This window comes from Pseudomonas sp. Je.1.5.c, assembly GCF_051129895.1.
Classification (GTDB): Bacteria; Pseudomonadota; Gammaproteobacteria; order Pseudomonadales; family Pseudomonadaceae; genus Aquipseudomonas; species Aquipseudomonas urmiensis.
This window is the reverse complement of record NZ_JBCPSP010000008.1, coordinates 18,855-35,553: the sequence shown is the minus strand read 5'-3', so window position 1 is coordinate 35,553 and position 16,699 is coordinate 18,855. Positions and strand designations below refer to the sequence as shown.

Below are 16,699 nucleotides of genomic sequence, written 5' to 3'. Positions count from 1 at the left end.
TCGGCATTGATCGCGGAAGGTTTAGCGCTCAGACGCGATGTGTGCTCGATAATCGAACGGCTTCGAGCGCCCTGTAGCTTGGCACCGCGCAAGCGGCGCCAAATCTACCCTTAGGCAAAACCAATACCCACTATCGACCAAAGCAATTTCAACAAAATACACCCCCTCCTTAACCTTGCGTCATCGACTCGCCACTCACCAATCTCGCGCAAAACAAGGAGCCACCTTCAATGACCATCACAGCCCGCATGCTCTTCGCTACCTTGATCGCCATTGGCATTAGTGTGCTAAGCGGCTGTGCCAATCATCCCGAACTGCGCCCCTACAGCGCCGAAGAAACCCGCCAATTGCAGCTTGAAGCCCTGGCCCGTCAAGGCCTGACGCTGGAACAATATGAGCAGCGCAGAGCGTCGATCCTACGCGCCGGCCGCGCTGAAACGGTTGCCGAGACCGTACAGGCACGTCCCCCAATCAGTGGTTGATCGAATGGCAGTAGCGCGTAAAGTTGTACAAGAATATATTTTTGTACAATTATTCGGCGGGTGATGGCTTAATAGCGCCACCTGCTGCCCTCCCCTTTATGATTACCGCCGCGCAGCATCCTCCCTCGGAGCCTCCTAGATGTTCATGCGCACCCGCATCCACCAGCAGCTTTTGCAAAAGTCTCAGGCACAGCAGACCGCGCTGGAAGGTGAGTTGGCCGCCCTGCGGGAATCGCTGGCGAGCCTTGAACGGGAGATCGACGGCTATAAGCTGCGGGCGCACAAGCAATCCAGCTACAGCACTGCAATCGATCGCTCGATGGCGGTGATCGAGTTTGACCTGGATGGCGTGGTGATCAACGCCAACGCAAATTTCCTCAAGGTGATGGGCTATCGCCTGGAGCAGGTGCGCGGCAAGCATCATCAGATGTTCTGCTTGCCCAGTGAAACCCACAGTGCCGGCTATCAAGCGTTCTGGTCTGAGCTCAACCGCGGCGTATACAAAACAGGGCTGTTCCAGCGTGTCGACAGCCGCGGCGTCAGCATCTGGTTACAGGCCAGCTACAACCCGCTCTACGACGACCAAGGCAAACTCTATGGGGTGGTCAAGTTCGCCACCAACGTGACCCCCGATGTCGAGCAGCGCCAGGCCGAATCACACGCGGCGCTGCTGGCGTTCGAGACCTCCCGAGCGACCGATGAACATACCCAGCGCGGTGCTGCGGTGGTCCAACAGACCGTGACCGTGGTGCAGAGCATTGCCGACGAGCTTGAGCAGATGGCCAGCGGGGTCAGCGCCCTGAGCGCGCAATCCGAACAGATCGGCAGCATTGTCGATGCGATTGGCAGCATCGCCGAGCAGACCAACCTGCTGGCCCTCAACGCCGCCATCGAAGCCGCCCGTGCGGGCGAGCAAGGGCGGGGTTTTGCCGTGGTCGCTGACGAAGTGCGTAATCTTGCCCAACGTACCAGCAAGGCAACCGTGGCAATCAGTGAGGTGGTCGGGAAAAACCGCCAACTGGCGCAACAGGCGGTTGCCAGCATGCACTCCAGCACCCTGAAAACCGAGCAAGGCGTTGCCTTGGCGAACCAGGCAGGCGCGGTGATTGGCGACATCCATCAAGGCGCCCAGCAAGTGGTGCAGGTGATTGGCCAGTTTGCCCAGCGCCTGGAGCAGCGCAACAACGGCTGAGTGCTTGGCGCAGGTCAAGGCGCTTTGCGCAGCGCCGGCAAGCGTACCAGCGACCAGCCCGCTTGCGACTCAGCCAACGCCAACCGCACGCCATTCTGCGGTACCGTGTTCAACAAGGCCTGAGCCAAATCACCGACCATCCAGTTGGCGGTATTGGAGGCGATCACCCGGCCATCGGCGGAAATCAGCACCGCTTCGTGGTCCAGGCGCATCAGGCTGCGTACCAGCAAGCGCTCAAGGTTGTGCAACGACAAATCCAGCCCGGCAACGCCAATGAAGCGCCCCTCTACCACGATCGGCATGGTGAAGGTCAGCACATACATGTTGGTACCGTACAGATCCACGTACGGACCTTCCACCACGCTTTTGCCGGTATCGCGCGGGCGGCGGTACCAGGGCATTGCGGTGTAGTCGTAGAAGTTCTCCCGGCGACGGTCGAAGTTCGGCCGCAGTGGCAGGGTCTTGCCGCCATCAGCCAAGTACCACCATTCCAGGTGCATCTCGCGGTCGGCCAGGCAATTGGGCTCGACAATCACCCCGCCGCCACAGCCAAAGGCGCCGGTGGCCAGCAATTGCTGGTCGATGGCTGGACGCAAGGTGGCCAGGTCTTTGGCGAGCGGCTGGCGCCCTTCGGCCAGGACCCGTTGCCACAGCGCTCGGGTTTCTTCGACCAACAGGCGAACCTGGCTGAAGATGGTCCCCAGGGTGGTGTCGAGCTGTTCGGCACAGGCCGACAAGGGGTCGTTATCGCTCAGGGCAAACATGGCATTACCTCACGCAGGTTTCGGCTTTCTTGTTATAGGGCGATGGCACAGCGGTAAGGGGCGTCAGTGCTCCTCGGCCTGGGCCAGCAGCTCCAGGCGCAAGCTGATCAAGCGTTTGATACCGCGGCTGACATGGGCCTCGGCCAACGCTCCAGCCAACACCGCGTCACCTGCGACCAGCGCCTGCAGAATCGCCTGGTGCTCGTGTTCGACCACGCTCACATCGCCGCCACCAGCGGCTTCCATCCACAGCAACTCCCCGACTTCCGATTGCAAGCGCATCTCGGCGTGGGTCAAACGCAACGACTGCGCGGCAGCCGCCACTTCGATATGAAAGCGCGCGTCGGCGCGGTGGCGGGCCAGGCGCGAGCCCGCCTGCCTGAGGGTTTCGATATGCTGGGCGATGCGCGCTTGCTGCTCGGGTGAGCTGCGCTTGGCTGCCAGGCGCGCCGCAGTGCCCGAAATAGCAGTTTGCTCATCGCCCAGGTCGCGCAGATCGGGGCCACTCATCTCGCGCAGGCGCTGCATCAGCAACGCCTCGGGCAACTCGACCGGGGTGCAGACGAAACTGCCGCCATTGCGACCCCGGCGGGTCTCGATCAGGCCGCGCTGACGCAGCACCACCAAAGCCTCGCGCAGGGTCACTGTGGCAACCCCCAGCTGCAGGGCCAGCTCCGACTCGCTGGGCAGTTGCTGACCCTCGGCGAACAGTCCGAGCTCGATGGCTTCGACCAGCCGCCGCGCCACCTCATCGGTACGCCCTTCCTGGCGCAGCCGTATGAACGCGGTATTTCGAGCAGTATTCAGGGCAGTCATTGCCTCTCCCTAACAAGCATTGCAAGGCGTGGCGGGGGCCTCGGCGAAAAGGTTCAGTTTCGCATCTTATAGCGAACGGCCGCCCGTCCGATACCGATGAATTTCTCATTCTACCGGGCAAAAGGAGCTTTTCGAAGATATTGGCAAACTTCAAACATTAAGATATGGTTTCATAGGTTTAGAGATTCAGCGGGCCGCAACAGGGTTCTGCGCGACCTGCGTCAAGCGACTTCCACCAATAAGACCGACCAAGGAATACGCCATGCAAACCAAACTCCTGATCAACGGCCAGTTGGTCGAGGGCCAAGGCGAGCCCTACGCCGTATACAACCCGTCCCTGGGCGAAGTGCTGGTGCACATCCCAGAAGCCTGCACGGCCCAGGTCGATGCCGCCGTGCAAGCTGCCGACCAGGCCTTCGACAGTTGGTCGCAGACCCCGCCCAAGGAACGCGCGCAGCTGCTGCTCAAACTCGCCGATCGCATCGAAGCTGAAGCTGAGCACCTGGCCCGTCTGGAGTCGCAGAATTGCGGCAAGCCCTATCAGGCTGCGCTCAATGACGAGATTCCGGCGATTGCCGACGTATTCCGCTTCTTCGCTGGGGCCAGCCGCTGTCTGTCGGGCTCTGCAGGTGGCGAGTACCTGCCGGGGCACACCTCGATGATCCGCCGCGACCCGCTCGGCGTGGTCGCCTCGATCGCACCGTGGAACTACCCACTGATGATGGTCGCCTGGAAGCTCGCCCCTGCCCTGGCGGCTGGCAATTGCGTGGTCCTCAAACCATCCGAGCAGACCCCGCTGACCGCCCTGGCCCTGGCCGCGATCATGGCCGAGCTGTTCCCCGCTGGCGTCGTCAATGTCCTCTTTGGTCGCGGCGCCAACGTTGGTGAGCCACTGGTCAACCACCCCAAGGTGCGCCTGGTATCGCTGACCGGTTCGGTGGCCACCGGCTCGCGGATCATCTCCAGCACTGCCAGCAGCGTCAAACGCACGCACATGGAACTGGGCGGCAAGGCACCGGTCCTGATCTTCGACGATGCCGACATCGACGCCGCCGTCGAGGGTATTCGCGCCTTTGGCTTCTACAACGCCGGCCAAGACTGCACCGCCGCCTGCCGCCTGTATGTGCAGCAAGGCGTCTACGAGCAGTTCGTCAGCAAGCTTGGCGAGGCGGTTGGCAGCCTGCGCATGGGCCTGCAGGACGATCCTGAGACCGAATTGGGGCCGCTGATCACCCGTGAACACCTGGAACGCGTCGAAGGCTTTGTCGAACGCGCCAAGGCGCAGCCGCACATCCGTGTGATCACCGGCGGCAAGCGCGGCCCTGGGCCGGGTTTCTTCTTCGAGCCGACCGTGCTGGCCGATGCCCGCCAGGACGATGAGATCGTACAGCGCGAGGTGTTCGGGCCAGTGCTGAGCATCACCCCGTTCACTGATGAAGCCCAGGCCCTGGCCTATGCCAATGACTCCGACTACGGCCTGGCCTCCTCGGTCTGGACCCGCGACGTCGGCCGTGCCAACCGCCTCGCTGCGCGCCTGCAATACGGCTGCACCTGGGTCAATACGCACTTCATGCTGGTCAGCGAAATGCCCCATGGCGGCATGAAGCAGTCCGGCTACGGCAAGGACATGTCCATGTACGGCCTGGAAGACTACACCTGCGTGCGCCACGTCATGTTCAAGCACTGACCCCGGTATGCGCGGCGCACCTGATCGGGGCGGCGCGCACTACCGAGCAGCAGCATTACCCAAACAATCCTGATGGAAAACGCTACAAACGCGTCCTCGACATAAAACATATAAAACCATAGGCAATATGGCATGGGTTCTGCTATGCACCCTGCTCGAGCCTGAAACCAGCCGTCTTTGTTACTTCCCGGCACAACCGGGGTAACGGCTTACGAGGTGTGTCACCATGCTTATTACCGGCATTAAGAGCCGTCCGGTCTACGACCGGCTGCAACCCATGACAGGTGGCCTGCGCCATTTGATCGCGGGCCAGGGTAGCGGCGGTGCGGCCATGCTGCGCTTGATCGCAGACATGACCCCCGGCCAACGCCAGCACAGCACCGTGCTCTATTCCAGCGAGTCATTCTCTGGCCACGACCACTTGCAGGCCCTGCAAGCGGCGCAGGTTGCCGACCTGCAAGCGTTCCCCAGCAACCAGGCGCTGCTCGACGCCCTGCGTGCGCAGCTCGGCGTGGCGTGCATGGGCACTCGGCTGTATCTCAGCGGCTCGGAAAGCTTCATCGGCACCGCCATGCAAGCGGCCAACGCCGTCGACCTGAACCGCGACGAAGTGCTACGCGAACACAGCGGCACCTTGGTCCGCCGAGTCTGGTGCGCGCACTGCGACACCTACACCGAAAACGTAACGCAAAGGGTCTTCAGCTGCCCGGGCTGCCAGCTCGACCTGGTGGTGCGTGACCACTATTCCCGTCGCCTGGCCGCCTTCCAGGGCATCAAGGCCGATGGCGAAGTCCCAGGCGAACTGCCCGCAGCCGAGGAGCTCGACACATGAATACCCATAACGGCACGCTCAGCGTGCGGGTTGCCCGCATCGAGCAACTGACCCCTGAGATCAAGCGCTTCACCCTGGTCGACCCGTATGGCAAGCACTTGCCAGCGTTCTCCGGCGGCAGCCATGTGGTGGTGGTAATGGAAGACGGCGACAAGACCCACCGCAATGCCTACTCGCTGATGAGCTCGCCCTACGACTCCAGCGCCTACCAGATCGCCGTACGCCGGGTCAGCGACGGTCGTGGCGGTTCACGCTACCTGCATGAGCACGTCAGCGAAGGCGCGCTGCTGCAGATCCTGCAGCCGGCCAACCTGTTCCCCCTGGCCAAGCACGCTCGTCAGCACCTGTTCATCGCTGGCGGCGTGGGCATCACACCGGTGTATTCGCAACTCGAGGAGCTGCAGCTCAAGCAGTCGACCTTCGAGCTGCATCTGGCCGTGCGCGGCCCGCAGCACACCGCCCTGGGCCATGAACTGCAAGCGCGCTATGGCGATCGAGTGCACTTGTATGTGCAGGGCCAGGACACGCGCATGGACATCCGCACCATCCTCGCCACTCGCCCGCTGGGCAGTCATGTCTACGTCTGTGGCCCGGACAGCATGATCGACGACACCCTCGACAGCGCCCACGCCCTGGGCTGGACCGACAGCCACATCCACTACGAGCGTTTCGTCGAGCAAGGCTCCAGCGGCCAGCCGTTCAGCGTCACCCTGGCGCGCCAGGGCGTCACCCTCGAAGTGCCGGCCGAGCAGTCGCTGCTCGAAGCCGCCGAGCAGGCCGGCCACAAGGTGCCCTACCTGTGCCGCGGCGGCGCCTGTGGCTACTGCGAGACCGAAGTCCTGCATGTCGATGGCGAGCTCGACCATCGCGACGACTGGCTCAGCGATGAAGACAAGCTGAGCAATCGCAAATTCATGCCTTGCGTATCCCGCGCCAATTGCAGCCGCCTGGTCGTAGACCTCTGAGACAGGAAAACAACAACATGACCGTATTCAAGCCTATCGAAACCTACGCCGACGTTGGCGCCGGCCACACCTACAGCAACAGCCGCGAAGCGATCCTGCGCCTGCCCTTCCCTTATCCGGAAGACCAGTACATGTACTCGATGAACGTCGAGCCGCATGTACCGTTTGGCAACGGCGCCCTGCGCGCGCAGTTCGACATCGACGAGCACTACATCTCCGAATGCCATCACCGCGCGCAGACCCTCGACAGCCAGCCAGGGGTGCACTACGCCGCCCTGCCGCACATGATGGAAGCCCAGTGGGACTTGCTCGAACTGTTGATGGAGTCGTATTCGCGGGACTTCCCCGAGCACTTCAGCCTGGAGAAGAACGGCAGCCAGTGGCACTGGGTCAACCGCCCGCTGCAAATCGACGACACCTTCACCTTCGGCGACGCCAGCACCCTGCCGATGGAGCCGATGGAGTACATCACCCGCCAGGCCCAGGGCGAGTTCATCCTCCTCGAAGAACGTGACGACACCTTGGTGATGGGCGCCGGCATGGCCACCCAGCGCGCCGACTACTCGCTGCGCTTCAACCTGGGCATGAGCTTCATGGAGTTCCACGGCCCGGTGCCCAAGTTGCACGAGATGGGCATCTTGCAGCGCGCGCTGAAGTTCCTCCTGCGCCTGCGGCCAGGCCACCCGGTACGCCGGACCAACTGGTCGATCACGGTCAATCCGCGCCTGGAAACCTCCGCCGAAACCCTGCCGGACTGGGCGCCTGATCGCACCATCGTCACCCCAGAAAACGCCGGCGAGCTGGTCAACCTGCGGGTCGAACTGCAGCCGCTGCACCGCCTGCCGCGCAGCAACGCCGTGCTGTTCCCGGTGCGCACCTACCTGGTCAGCCTCGCGCAACTGGCCGAGTTTGCCCCGCAATGGGCCAAGCGCATGCACCGGGTGATCCGCGACCTCGACCAGGAGTTGGTGGATTACAAGGGCTTTACCCGCTACCGCGATGCCATGGTCAGCTGGCTGGCGCAATACGACGACGGCACCCCGGTCGACGAAAGCCAGCAATAAATGCAAACCCGCAGGCGCGCCGATGAGGGCGCGCCATTACCCCACGACGTGCTTCTAACAAGGGTTCACCCATGAAAACAATACGCAACGTCTTGCCCGAAAGCTGGAGCCTGGTGTTCTCTGCCGCCGGTTCCGCCTACGGGGTCGGTTTGCTTGGCCTGTGGGCCTTGCCGTTCCTGATCAGTGCAATCATTCATGACCTGCAGCTCAACGAGGCCCAGGCCGGGCTGCTGATGTCGGCAGAATTTGGCTTCACCATGCTCGCCTCATTGCTGGTCGCGCCGTTCATGGGCCGCGCACCACGGCGCACCCTGGCCTTGCTCGGCACCGTGCTGGCGATCGCCGCCAACCTGGTCAGTGCCAATGTCGACAGCCTCTATGGCCTGGCCGCAGTCCGCTGCGTCGCGGGTATCGGCGCCGGCCTGGCCCTGGCCTGTGGCAATGCGGCGGTGTCCAGCGCCAAGCACCCTGACCGGATCGCCGGGCACATGAACGTGCTTTCGGTGGTCCTGATGATCGTGGTGATGCTCGGCTACGCCAAGGTCATGGCCCTATACGGTCTGTCGGGCTTGTACTACGCCATGGCCGCGACCATGGCGGTGATGCTGTTGGCCATCCCGGCAATGGCCCAACGTGCGCCAGTGGCCGACGCTGCACCCGTGAGCCTGGGCAGCGGCAAGGGCGGCGGCAATATCCTGCTCAGCCTGCCGGCGATCTGCATGATGCTGGCGATGTTCGTGTTCCAGGCCCGCGACACCATGGGCTGGGCCTTCGTCGAACGGATCGGCACGATGGTCGGCTACAGCGGCGATGAGCTGGGCGTACTGTTGTCGTTCCAGTCGTTCGTCGGCCTGATCGGTCCGCTGATCGCGGCCATGGTCGGTAAACGCTTCGGCATGAGCACCCCGGTGATCCTGGCGATCCTGCTGACCGGCGCAACCAGCCTGAGCTACGTGCTTGGCGAGCACTCCAAGACCCTCTACACCGCAGGCGTGATGACCATCTGCGTGACCTATTTCTATGCCCTGAGCTACCTGACTGGCCTGGCCGTAGCGCTGGATCGCGAAGGTCGCGTGGTAGCCGCCGCCAGCAGCTTCCTGAGCCTGGGCCTGGCGGTAGGCCCGGCGATCTCCGGTGGGCTGATCTCCCTGGGCGGCTTCACCCTCGCGGCGTGGGGAATCGGCGTGACCGTGGTGTTGACCCTGCTGCTGGTGAGCGTACCGCTGGCCAGCATTCGCCGTGAGCCTGCGGCCTTGACCCCGGCGGTAGCACTTTAGGCGACACCCTGAGCGTAAGCGACCAACCCGGTCATTGGCTGAGGCAGCCACGCAAGGAGTACATCTGTGCTCCTTGCTGGCTTGTGGCAGGGTTTGCATTGCTTACGCAGCGTCGGTAGCCTGACGCCCCCGGCAGATCGCCAGGATGGACAAGGACCGTTTTTCAGTGAATCGCATCAAACCCTGCTTGGCGCTGCTCGCCCTCGCCCCGTTGCTCGGTTGCACACCAAACGAAAAAGAGCTGCAGTTCGACGTCGAGTACGGCCGGTACCAAACCGTCCTGCGTGAGGCAGTCGGCCAGCAAGGCCAACTGAGCTGCAAGGTCAAGATCAAACAGAACCACACAGGCCCCAAATGGGTGCCCTCGGTGATTATCGCCGCCGCCGAAGACGATGCTGAAGACGACACCTTGTTTCTCTCCAGCGATCCGGTCGCAGGCAGTGACCAGCGCCGCTTCCACCTGCGCACCTTCAACCGCGCCAAGCCAATCATCGACGCCGCGGTGCTGCGCGCCCCCAACAACGATGACGCCTTCGGCCTGCGCCTGAGCTGGCACCGCGATGGCGCGATTAGCTACCAGGTTGATAATGGCGATGGCTGGACTGCGGCGCAGAGGGTCGGTAAACCCGGCTTTTCAGTACGCCACGTCAGCGTGCATGCCAGCGGCCTGACCGGCACCGCCACTTGCCTGCTAACCGACAACGACGCAACGACCGACTGACCTTGGCCGGTTAAGGCCGCACGACCTGGGCCGCCTTGCCGGCAGTGCGGATGTGCGTGCCATACAAGGTCAGCCCGGTGAAGGCCAAGCCACCGACCAGGTTACCCAGCACGGTGGGGATCTCGTTCCACACCAGGTAATCCATGACCGAGAAGCCGCCGCCCATGATCATCGCCGACGGGAACAGGAACATGTTCACCACCGAATGCTCGAAACCCATGTAGAAGAACAGCATGATCGGCATCCACATGGCGATCACCTTGCCGCTCACTGAGGTGGAAATCATCGCCCCGACCACCCCCATCGACACCATCCAGTTGCACAGTACCCCGCGCAGGAAAATCGTCAGCCAGCCGGCAAGTCCGTATTGCTCATAGCCCAAGGTCCTCGCCTCGCCGATGCTGGCGATCTTTTCCCCCACGGCGCCTGGGGAGGCGTTGAAGCCATAGGTGAAGACAAAGGCCATCATCAACGCGACGGTCAAGGCGCCGGCAAAGTTGCCGACGAACACCAGCCCCCAGTTGCGCAGGATGCCCTGCACCGTGACTCCCGGGCGTTTATCCAGCAGCGCCAGGGGCGTGAGCATGAACACCCCGGTAAGCAGGTCGAAGCCCATCAGGTACAGCATCGAAAAGCCGACCGGGAACAGCACTGCGCCAAGTAGGGCCGAACCGGTCTGTACTGCGATGGTGACGGCGAACACTGCCGCCAGCGCCAGAATGGCGCCAGCCATGTAGCTGCGGATCAGGGTGTCGCGGGTCGACATGTGGATCTTCGAGGCGCCGGCATCGAGCATCTTGGTGACGAACTCGGCGGGTAGTAGATAGGACATTGCAGTTTCCCTCGGCACAAAGCGGTCAAGGACGCCCCATCACTGAGGCGCCAGAATGGCAGATCGATTACCAGGAGCGGTACGGCAAAAACTTGCCATTGAGGGTCAGCAGCACGCGGTCGCCCTTGGGGTCCTCGATTTTTTCGACATGCATCGAGAAGTCGATCGCGCTCATGATGCCGTCGCCGAACTTCTCCTGAATCACGTCTTTAAGGGTCGGGCCGTACACCCCGACCACTTCGTACAAGCGATAGATCAAAGGGTCCTGAGGGATGGCCTGGTCCCAGCCCTTGACCGGGTAAGCGGTCATTGCCGTGGCGACTTCGGCGTCCAGTTCGAGCACTTCACACAGATGCGCGGCCACCTCCTGGGGCGCGCTGTTCATGCCGTAGCAGACTGACGCCAACCACACCGGCGCCTTACCTACGGCAGCGCTGAGGTCATCCCAGCTAAAGCCTTTACGCGCTTTGGCGGCCATGATCAGGTGGTGCATTTCAACTTTGTTCATCATGTTTATCTCTCGGGTTAGCGGTTAGGACTAAACGCTCTATAGCGAGAGATGTGCCAATTGTGCTTAATCTATAGATCGTTGAATTTATTGATATTTTCCTCTACGTACCGAGACGCGGATTGACGATAGTTCGTTAATAACGAAATATCGGGACTCTACTGACGAAGTTTCGTTAAATCGGACCCACAGGAAAACGCCCATGCCCGCCCCTCTGGCGCCGCAGATTTGCGCCGATGCGCCCATTGCCATGTTGCTGGTCGATGCTGTCGAGGACCGCATCGTGCAAGCCAACCTCGCCGCGCTAGAGCTGCTGGCCTGCTCGGCGCAGGCGGCAGATGAGCTTGCGTTCAGCCAGTTCTTGCGCGGTGCCATTTCGCTATGGGTGAGCTTCAGCGATGAAGTCCTGACCCAAGGCCAGGCGTGGTCGGACGATTTGACCCTGGTCGACCTGCTGCACCGCCAACAAGCGGTCGAGATCACCGCCCGGGCCATGGATCAGCAGCGCATCCTGATGATGATCCAGCGTCGCGACCTGCTCGAGCAGCGCCGCAACCGCGCCGAGGCGCGCCGGCAACATCGCCTTGGCCATGTCGGCTGGGAACGCATCAGCCAGGTCTTCGAGCGCATCCAGCAACAGAACCGGCTGATCCTTGGCGCCGTCGGGGAAGGCATTTACGGCCTGGATACCCGCGGCCAGACCACCTTCATCAACCCTGCGGCCGAACGTATTCTGGGCTGGAGCGCTGCCGACATGATCGGCCAGGACGCCCACCAACTGTTCCATCACAGCCACAGCGACGGCCGGGTGTTTGCCGTCAACCAGTGCTCCATTCATGCCTCGTTCAGCGATGGCCAGGTGCATCGGGTCGACCACGAGGTGTTCTGGCACAAGAATGGCGAGCCGATCGCCGTCGAATACACCAGCACACCGATTTTCGAGATGGGCAGGCTGGTCGGCGCCGTGGTGCTGTTTCGCGATATTCGCCAGCGCCAGTGTACCGAGGCGCGACTGCGTGAAGCGCTCACTGAGGTCGAGCAATTGCAGCGCCGGCTGGAAATGGAAAACCAGTACCTGCAAGAAGAGATCAACGCCCAGACCAACCACCACGAAATCGTTGGTAAGAGCCCGGCCGTGCGCCACCTGATCCAGCAGATCGAACTGGTCGCCGCCACCGATGCCAACGTGCTGGTCAGCGGCGAATCCGGCACCGGCAAGGAGCTGATTGCCCGGGCCATCCATGCCAGCAGTCGCCGCGCTGACCGCCCACTGATCCGGGTCAACTGCGCGGCAATCCCTCGCGAACTGTTCGAAAGCGAGTTTTTCGGTCATCTCAAGGGCGCATTCACCGGCGCCGTGAGCAACCGCGTGGGCCGCTTCGAACTGGCCGACGGCGGTACGTTGTTCCTCGACGAGGTGGGTGAAATCCCCCTTGAGCTGCAGAGTAAGCTGCTACGCGTACTGCAGGATCGCCAGTTCGAGGCGGTCGGCGATAACCGCACTCGGGCGGTGGATGTGCGGGTGATCGCCGCGACCAACCGTGATCTGCGCGAAATGGTCGCCCAGGGCAGTTTCCGCGAAGACCTGTATTTTCGTCTGAATGTGTTTCCGATCCGCTCGGTGCCGCTGCGTGAGCGGCTTGAAGACATCCCCCTGCTCGCCAGCCACTTCCTCAAGCGGGCCAGTCAGGCCTTCAACAAACCCGATGTGCGCATGCCCCTGACGCAGGTCGAGGTGCTCAAGCAGTACCCCTGGCCGGGCAATATCCGCGAACTGCAAAACGTCATCGAACGCCAGACCATCGTCGCCCGCGAGGGGCGGGTCAGCTTCGACGAATTACTGGCAAGCAGCGGTCAAGCTCATCGCAGCCAGCCAACCCCAGCTACGGCCGATGCTGAACCGACTGCCGATCAAGAGTGGCAACGACAGATCCAGCTCAATGTCATCAGCGTCCTCAAACGCACGGCAGGCAAGATATCGGGCGCGCACGGGGCTGCGCAGCTGCTGGGGCTCAAGCCCACCACGCTGGCCTCGCGCCTGAAAAAGTGGGGGATCGATCCGCGCCAGTACAAGGGCCATTGAGCGTTTGTTGTCTGCACGCCCCTTAACGCGCTGCGACTCGTCGCGCGATAAGGCCAGAATGCACAACAACAATCGCCCATTCTACAGCCCCAACTCAGACAACCCCGGATGACCATCCGGCCGCCGCCCCAGCGGCCAGAGGTACTTGCGATCCGAGGGATGAATGGGCAGATCATTGATACATGCAAAGCGCACCGCCATCAGCCCATCGTCGGCAAACTCCCAGTTCTCGTTGCCGTAAGAGCGAAACCAGTTCCCCGAATCATCGTGCCATTCATAGGCATAACGCACGGCAATACGATTGGCGCTGAAGGCCCACAGTTCCTTGATCAGGCGGTAGTCGAGTTCTTTATTCCATTTACGGGTCAGAAACGCCTCGACCTCGTCTCGGCCATGAATGAACTCAGCGCGGTTGCGCCACTGGGTGTCGAGGGTATAGGCCGTGGCCACCTTCTTCGGATCACGGCTGTTCCAGCCATCCTCGGCCATTCGCACTTTTTCGATAGCCGATTCGCGGGTGAACGGCGGCAATGGCGGGCGGGTGCTGGTAGCGGGTGTCATGGCGGTTCTCCTGAGTGTTTGAAGCACTCAACCAAATTAGCCCAACTTCACAGTCCCGTGCCGATTGACCGGATCTCGGCAGGATCGTGCAAACCTGCACGCCTGGCCCTGTGCTAGGTTTTCTGCAGGGTGCGCGCAGAGCCAGCTGCGCGGCGCGACAAAACTAAAGATCGATCAACCAACCGACTGATTACGGGTGAGCCATGCAGCTTCGAATCAACCAAAAGACCTACGAGGTCGATGCAGAAGCGGATACCCCCCTGCTCTGGGTGATCCGCGATGATCTGGGCATGACCGGCACCAAATACGGCTGCGGCCTGGCCCAATGCGGCGCCTGTTCGGTGCTGGTCGACGGTAATGTGGTGCGTGCCTGCGTCACCCCGGTGGCCGGGGTGGTTGGGCGCGAGATCACCACCATCGAGGCCATCGAAGCGGACGAGGTTGGCAAGCGGGTGGTCGCGACCTGGGTAGAAAAGCAAGTTGCCCAATGCGGCTACTGCCAATCCGGGCAAGTCATGGCGGCCACCGCACTGCTCAAGCACAACCCCAAGCCCAGCGATGAGCAAATTGCCGCGGCGATGGTCAACCTGTGCCGCTGCGGCACCTACAACGCGATCCACAGCGCCGTGCACGCCTTGGCCGAACAGCCTGCTCAACAGGAGAATGCCTGATGAACACGCCCGTCGATTACCCGGCCGACCTGTTGCAGCTGGATCAGCCGGTCAACCTCTCACGGCGGCGCTTTTTGGCCGGCAGCGCAATCGGCGCGTTGGTGCTGGGCTTTGGCCTGCCGATTGGCGTCTCGCGGGTTCAGGCCGCGGCCGCTACAGCACCGGCCCAGGGTACCCAGGTACCGGCGTTCCTGGAGATTCGCCCGGACAACAGCATTCGCCTGCTCAGCCCGTTCATGGAGGGTGGCCAAGGCACCTTCACCGCCATGGCGCAGATCGTCGGCGAAGAGCTCGACGCCGATCCTGCGACCTTCCTGGTCGAGGCCGCGCCGCCTGGCGAGGCCTACGTGGTGATGGAGAACGGCATGCGCATCACCGGCGGCAGCATGTCGGTGCGCATGAGCTATCCCACCATGCGCCGCCTCGGCGCCTTGGCGCGGGCCATGCTGCTGCAGGCCGGCGCCGAGCGGCTGGGAGTGCCGGTCAGCGAGCTGAGCACCGAACCGGGCCGGGTGCTGCATGCAGCTTCAGGCCGGTCGCTGAGCTACGGCGAGCTGGCCAGCCAGGCGATGGACCTGCCAGTGCCCGACCCGGCCAGCATCCAACTGCGTGACCCCAGCCAATTCCGCTGGATCGGCAAGCCGGTCAAGCGCGTCGACGCCTACGACAAATCCACCGGCAAGGCGCTGTACTGCATCGACCTGAAACTCGACGGCATGCTGCATGCCGCCGTGCAACACGCCCCGCGCCTGGGCATGACGGTGGGCGAGCTGCGCAATGAAGCCCAGGTCAAGGCCATGCCAGGGGTGCATTCGATTCATCAACTCCCCGGCGCGGTGGCCGTGGTCGCCGAGCGCTGGTGGCATGCCAAGCGTGCGGTGGAGGCGATCCAGGTGCAGTGGCAGGAGCCGGCCGCCGACACCCCGGTGCGACCCATGCCGGCAGATTTTTCCACCGAGGGTTTCCGTGAACGACTAAGCAGCGCGACCAGCCCTGCGCGTGACGAAGAAGTACAAGGCGACTTCGCCAAAGCGTTGGACGGCGCCAAGACCAAGGTCGAGGCGACCTACCACAACCAGTTTCTCAACCACGCGCAACTGGAGCCGCCCTCCGCCTTGGCACGCTTCAACGCCGATGGCTCGCTGGAGGTCTGGCTGCCCAACCAGGCGCCAGACATGTTCCGCGCCGACATCGCCAAGCGTACCGGCCTGGATCCGGCGCAGATCACCCTGCACTCGCCACTGCTGGGTGGCTTCTTTGGCCGGCACTTCCTCTACGACAGCGCCAACCCCTACCCGCAAGCCATCGCCCTGGCCAAGGCGGTCGGCCGGCCGATCAAGTTGATCTGGAGCCGCGAGGAAGAGTTTTTGCGCGATGTGCTGCGGCCCATGGCCGTGGTCAAGTTCCGCGCCGGGCTCGATGCCGATGGCCTGCCGGTAGCCATTGAGGCAGTCAGCGCCACCGAAGGGCCGACCGAGGCGATCGCTGGCAAGCAAGCCGAGAAGATCGACCCCACTGCCCTGGAAGGTTTGTCTGGTAAAGCCTACGCCATCGCCAACCGGCGCATCGCGCAGGTCTATGTCAAAGGCCCGGCGATGCTCGGTTACTGGCGTTCGGTGGGCAACTCGATGAACGACTTCTTCTACGAAGCCTTCCTCGATGAACTGGCCGATAAAGGCGGCCAGGATCCGTTCGAACTGCGCCGACGCCTGCTGCGCGACAACCAACGCTTGAGCACCCTGCTCGAAGCGGTGGGCGAGCTGTCGGGCGGCTGGAAGCGCGGCCCGTTCACGGCCGAGGATGGCAGCAAGCGCGCCCGCGGCGTGGCCATGGCCTCGCCGTTCGGCTCCGAGGCGGCAGTGATTGCCGAGGTGTCGATTGAAAACGGCCAGGTCCGGGTCCACGACATCTGGCAGGCGATCGACCCCGGCAGCATCGTCAACCCGGCGATTGTCGAGGCGCAGGTCAATGGTGCAGTGGCCCTGGGCCTGTCCCAGGTGCTGCTGGAGGAAGCGGTGTATGTCGACGGCAAGCCGCGCGCGCGCAACTACGACCTCTACCCAATCCTGCCTGCAGCGCGTATGGCGCGGGTGCATGTGCGCATTGTCGAAAGCGGCGAGAAGATGGGCGGGATCGGTGAGCCGCCTTTGCCTGCCGTAGCCCCGGCGGTGGCCAATGCGGTGGCGCGGCTGACGGGCCAGCGCATCCGTAGCATGCCGCTGTCGCGCTATACCTTCAGCTAGC

General features: G+C 62.8%; 16 protein-coding genes and 1 pseudogene. 12 read left to right on the top strand and 5 right to left on the bottom strand.

Going from position 1 to position 16,699, the window contains the following annotated elements; all coding sequences use genetic code 11:
- Positions 1–230 precede the first annotated feature (230 nt).
- The 3 genes and pseudogenes from AAZU54_RS08905 to AAZU54_RS08895 all read left to right on the top strand — a co-directional run bounded on the left by AAZU54_RS08905 (position 231) and on the right by AAZU54_RS08895 (position 1,674).
- Positions 231–482, top strand: coding sequence for a hypothetical protein (locus AAZU54_RS08905; protein ID WP_312155175.1), 252 nt, complete (start codon positions 231–233; stop codon positions 480–482).
- Positions 483–621: 139 nt separating this feature from the next.
- Positions 622–1,122: pseudogene (locus tag AAZU54_RS08900) on the top strand (PAS domain-containing protein); the annotation flags it as partial.
- A complete protein-coding gene (locus AAZU54_RS08895) occupies positions 1,105–1,674 on the top strand; it encodes a methyl-accepting chemotaxis protein (protein ID WP_405129166.1) in 570 nt (189 codons plus the stop codon). The pseudogene AAZU54_RS08900 and the gene AAZU54_RS08895, both read left to right, overlap by 18 nt.
- A 14-nt stretch (positions 1,675–1,688) precedes the next feature.
- On the opposite strand, the gene AAZU54_RS08890 is transcribed toward AAZU54_RS08895, so the two are convergent.
- A complete protein-coding gene (locus AAZU54_RS08890; protein ID WP_186554502.1) occupies positions 1,689–2,438 on the bottom strand; it encodes a PDC sensor domain-containing protein in 750 nt (249 codons plus the stop codon).
- Between the two features lie 63 nt (positions 2,439–2,501).
- Entirely contained in the window at positions 2,502–3,254 is a 753-nt protein-coding gene (locus AAZU54_RS08885; protein WP_186554503.1) for a FadR/GntR family transcriptional regulator, read from the bottom strand.
- Between the two features lie 262 nt (positions 3,255–3,516).
- Here AAZU54_RS08885 and AAZU54_RS08880 point away from each other — a divergent pair, with 262 nt between their 5' ends.
- From AAZU54_RS08880 to AAZU54_RS08855, 6 genes are all read left to right on the top strand, one after another.
- Positions 3,517–4,941, top strand: coding sequence for a gamma-aminobutyraldehyde dehydrogenase (locus AAZU54_RS08880; protein WP_186554504.1), 1,425 nt, complete (start codon positions 3,517–3,519; stop codon positions 4,939–4,941).
- A gap of 226 nt (positions 4,942–5,167) precedes the next feature.
- On the top strand, positions 5,168–5,773 hold the full coding sequence (locus tag AAZU54_RS08875; RefSeq protein WP_186554505.1) for a dimethylamine monooxygenase subunit DmmA family protein: 606 nt from the start codon (positions 5,168–5,170) through the stop codon (positions 5,771–5,773).
- Positions 5,770–6,738 (top strand): PDR/VanB family oxidoreductase, encoded by a 969-nt coding sequence (locus tag AAZU54_RS08870; RefSeq protein WP_434727020.1) that lies wholly within the window; start codon positions 5,770–5,772, stop codon positions 6,736–6,738. The genes AAZU54_RS08875 and AAZU54_RS08870 overlap by 4 nt, the downstream gene beginning before the upstream one ends.
- A gap of 17 nt (positions 6,739–6,755) precedes the next feature.
- Positions 6,756–7,802 carry a heme-dependent oxidative N-demethylase family protein gene (locus tag AAZU54_RS08865; protein ID WP_186554507.1) on the top strand — a complete coding sequence of 349 codons (1,047 nt, stop codon included), beginning with the start codon at positions 6,756–6,758 and terminating at the stop codon, positions 7,800–7,802.
- A gap of 71 nt (positions 7,803–7,873) precedes the next feature.
- Positions 7,874–9,079, top strand: coding sequence for an MFS transporter (locus AAZU54_RS08860; RefSeq protein WP_434727019.1), 1,206 nt, complete (start codon positions 7,874–7,876; stop codon positions 9,077–9,079).
- A 166-nt stretch (positions 9,080–9,245) separates the two neighbouring features.
- Positions 9,246–9,800, top strand: coding sequence for a hypothetical protein (locus tag AAZU54_RS08855; protein ID WP_434727018.1), 555 nt, complete (start codon positions 9,246–9,248; stop codon positions 9,798–9,800).
- Between the two features lie 10 nt (positions 9,801–9,810).
- Here AAZU54_RS08855 and AAZU54_RS08850 read toward each other — a convergent pair whose 3' ends face one another.
- Complete coding sequence (locus tag AAZU54_RS08850) at positions 9,811–10,632, bottom strand: formate/nitrite transporter family protein (protein ID WP_186554510.1); 822 nt, start codon at positions 10,630–10,632, stop codon at positions 9,811–9,813.
- Positions 10,633–10,699: 67 nt separating this feature from the next.
- Entirely contained in the window at positions 10,700–11,140 is a 441-nt protein-coding gene (gene cynS, locus AAZU54_RS08845; RefSeq protein WP_186554610.1) for a cyanase, read from the bottom strand.
- Positions 11,141–11,342: 202 nt separating this feature from the next.
- Between cynS and AAZU54_RS08840 the strand changes: the two genes are divergently transcribed.
- Positions 11,343–13,223: a sigma-54 interaction domain-containing protein gene (locus AAZU54_RS08840; RefSeq protein ID WP_434727017.1), complete on the top strand. Its 1,881-nt coding sequence runs from the start codon at positions 11,343–11,345 to the stop codon at positions 13,221–13,223.
- An 81-nt stretch (positions 13,224–13,304) separates the two neighbouring features.
- Here AAZU54_RS08840 and AAZU54_RS08835 read toward each other — a convergent pair whose 3' ends face one another.
- A complete protein-coding gene (locus tag AAZU54_RS08835; protein ID WP_434727016.1) occupies positions 13,305–13,784 on the bottom strand; it encodes a DUF1348 family protein in 480 nt (159 codons plus the stop codon).
- A gap of 203 nt (positions 13,785–13,987) precedes the next feature.
- On the opposite strand from AAZU54_RS08835, the gene AAZU54_RS08830 reads away from it, so the two are divergent.
- Positions 13,988–14,455 carry a (2Fe-2S)-binding protein gene (locus tag AAZU54_RS08830; RefSeq protein ID WP_186554513.1) on the top strand — a complete coding sequence of 156 codons (468 nt, stop codon included), beginning with the start codon at positions 13,988–13,990 and terminating at the stop codon, positions 14,453–14,455.
- Complete coding sequence (locus AAZU54_RS08825) at positions 14,455–16,698, top strand: xanthine dehydrogenase family protein molybdopterin-binding subunit (protein WP_405129108.1); 2,244 nt, start codon at positions 14,455–14,457, stop codon at positions 16,696–16,698. The genes AAZU54_RS08830 and AAZU54_RS08825 overlap by 1 nt, the downstream gene beginning before the upstream one ends.
- The last annotated feature ends 1 nt before the right edge of the window (position 16,699 follow it).

Excerpts from the sequence above, each read along its gene's own strand:
- AAZU54_RS08905 (WP_312155175.1), top strand. The coding sequence starts at position 231 with ATGACCATCACAGCCCGCATGCTCTTCGCTACCTTGATCGCCATTGGC.
- AAZU54_RS08890 (WP_186554502.1), bottom strand. The coding sequence starts at position 2,438 with ATGTTTGCCCTGAGCGATAACGACCCCTTGTCGGCCTGTGCCGAACAG.
- AAZU54_RS08885 (WP_186554503.1), bottom strand. The coding sequence starts at position 3,254 with ATGACTGCCCTGAATACTGCTCGAAATACCGCGTTCATACGGCTGCGC.
- AAZU54_RS08880 (WP_186554504.1), top strand. The coding sequence starts at position 3,517 with ATGCAAACCAAACTCCTGATCAACGGCCAGTTGGTCGAGGGCCAAGGC.
- AAZU54_RS08875 (WP_186554505.1), top strand. The coding sequence starts at position 5,168 with ATGCTTATTACCGGCATTAAGAGCCGTCCGGTCTACGACCGGCTGCAA.
- AAZU54_RS08870 (WP_434727020.1), top strand. The coding sequence starts at position 5,770 with ATGAATACCCATAACGGCACGCTCAGCGTGCGGGTTGCCCGCATCGAG.
- AAZU54_RS08865 (WP_186554507.1), top strand. The coding sequence starts at position 6,756 with ATGACCGTATTCAAGCCTATCGAAACCTACGCCGACGTTGGCGCCGGC.
- AAZU54_RS08860 (WP_434727019.1), top strand. The coding sequence starts at position 7,874 with ATGAAAACAATACGCAACGTCTTGCCCGAAAGCTGGAGCCTGGTGTTC.
- AAZU54_RS08850 (WP_186554510.1), bottom strand. The coding sequence starts at position 10,632 with ATGTCCTATCTACTACCCGCCGAGTTCGTCACCAAGATGCTCGATGCC.
- cynS (WP_186554610.1), bottom strand. The coding sequence starts at position 11,140 with ATGAACAAAGTTGAAATGCACCACCTGATCATGGCCGCCAAAGCGCGT.
- AAZU54_RS08840 (WP_434727017.1), top strand. The coding sequence starts at position 11,343 with ATGCCCGCCCCTCTGGCGCCGCAGATTTGCGCCGATGCGCCCATTGCC.
- AAZU54_RS08835 (WP_434727016.1), bottom strand. The coding sequence starts at position 13,784 with ATGACACCCGCTACCAGCACCCGCCCGCCATTGCCGCCGTTCACCCGC.
- AAZU54_RS08830 (WP_186554513.1), top strand. The coding sequence starts at position 13,988 with ATGCAGCTTCGAATCAACCAAAAGACCTACGAGGTCGATGCAGAAGCG.
- AAZU54_RS08825 (WP_405129108.1), top strand. The coding sequence starts at position 14,455 with ATGAACACGCCCGTCGATTACCCGGCCGACCTGTTGCAGCTGGATCAG.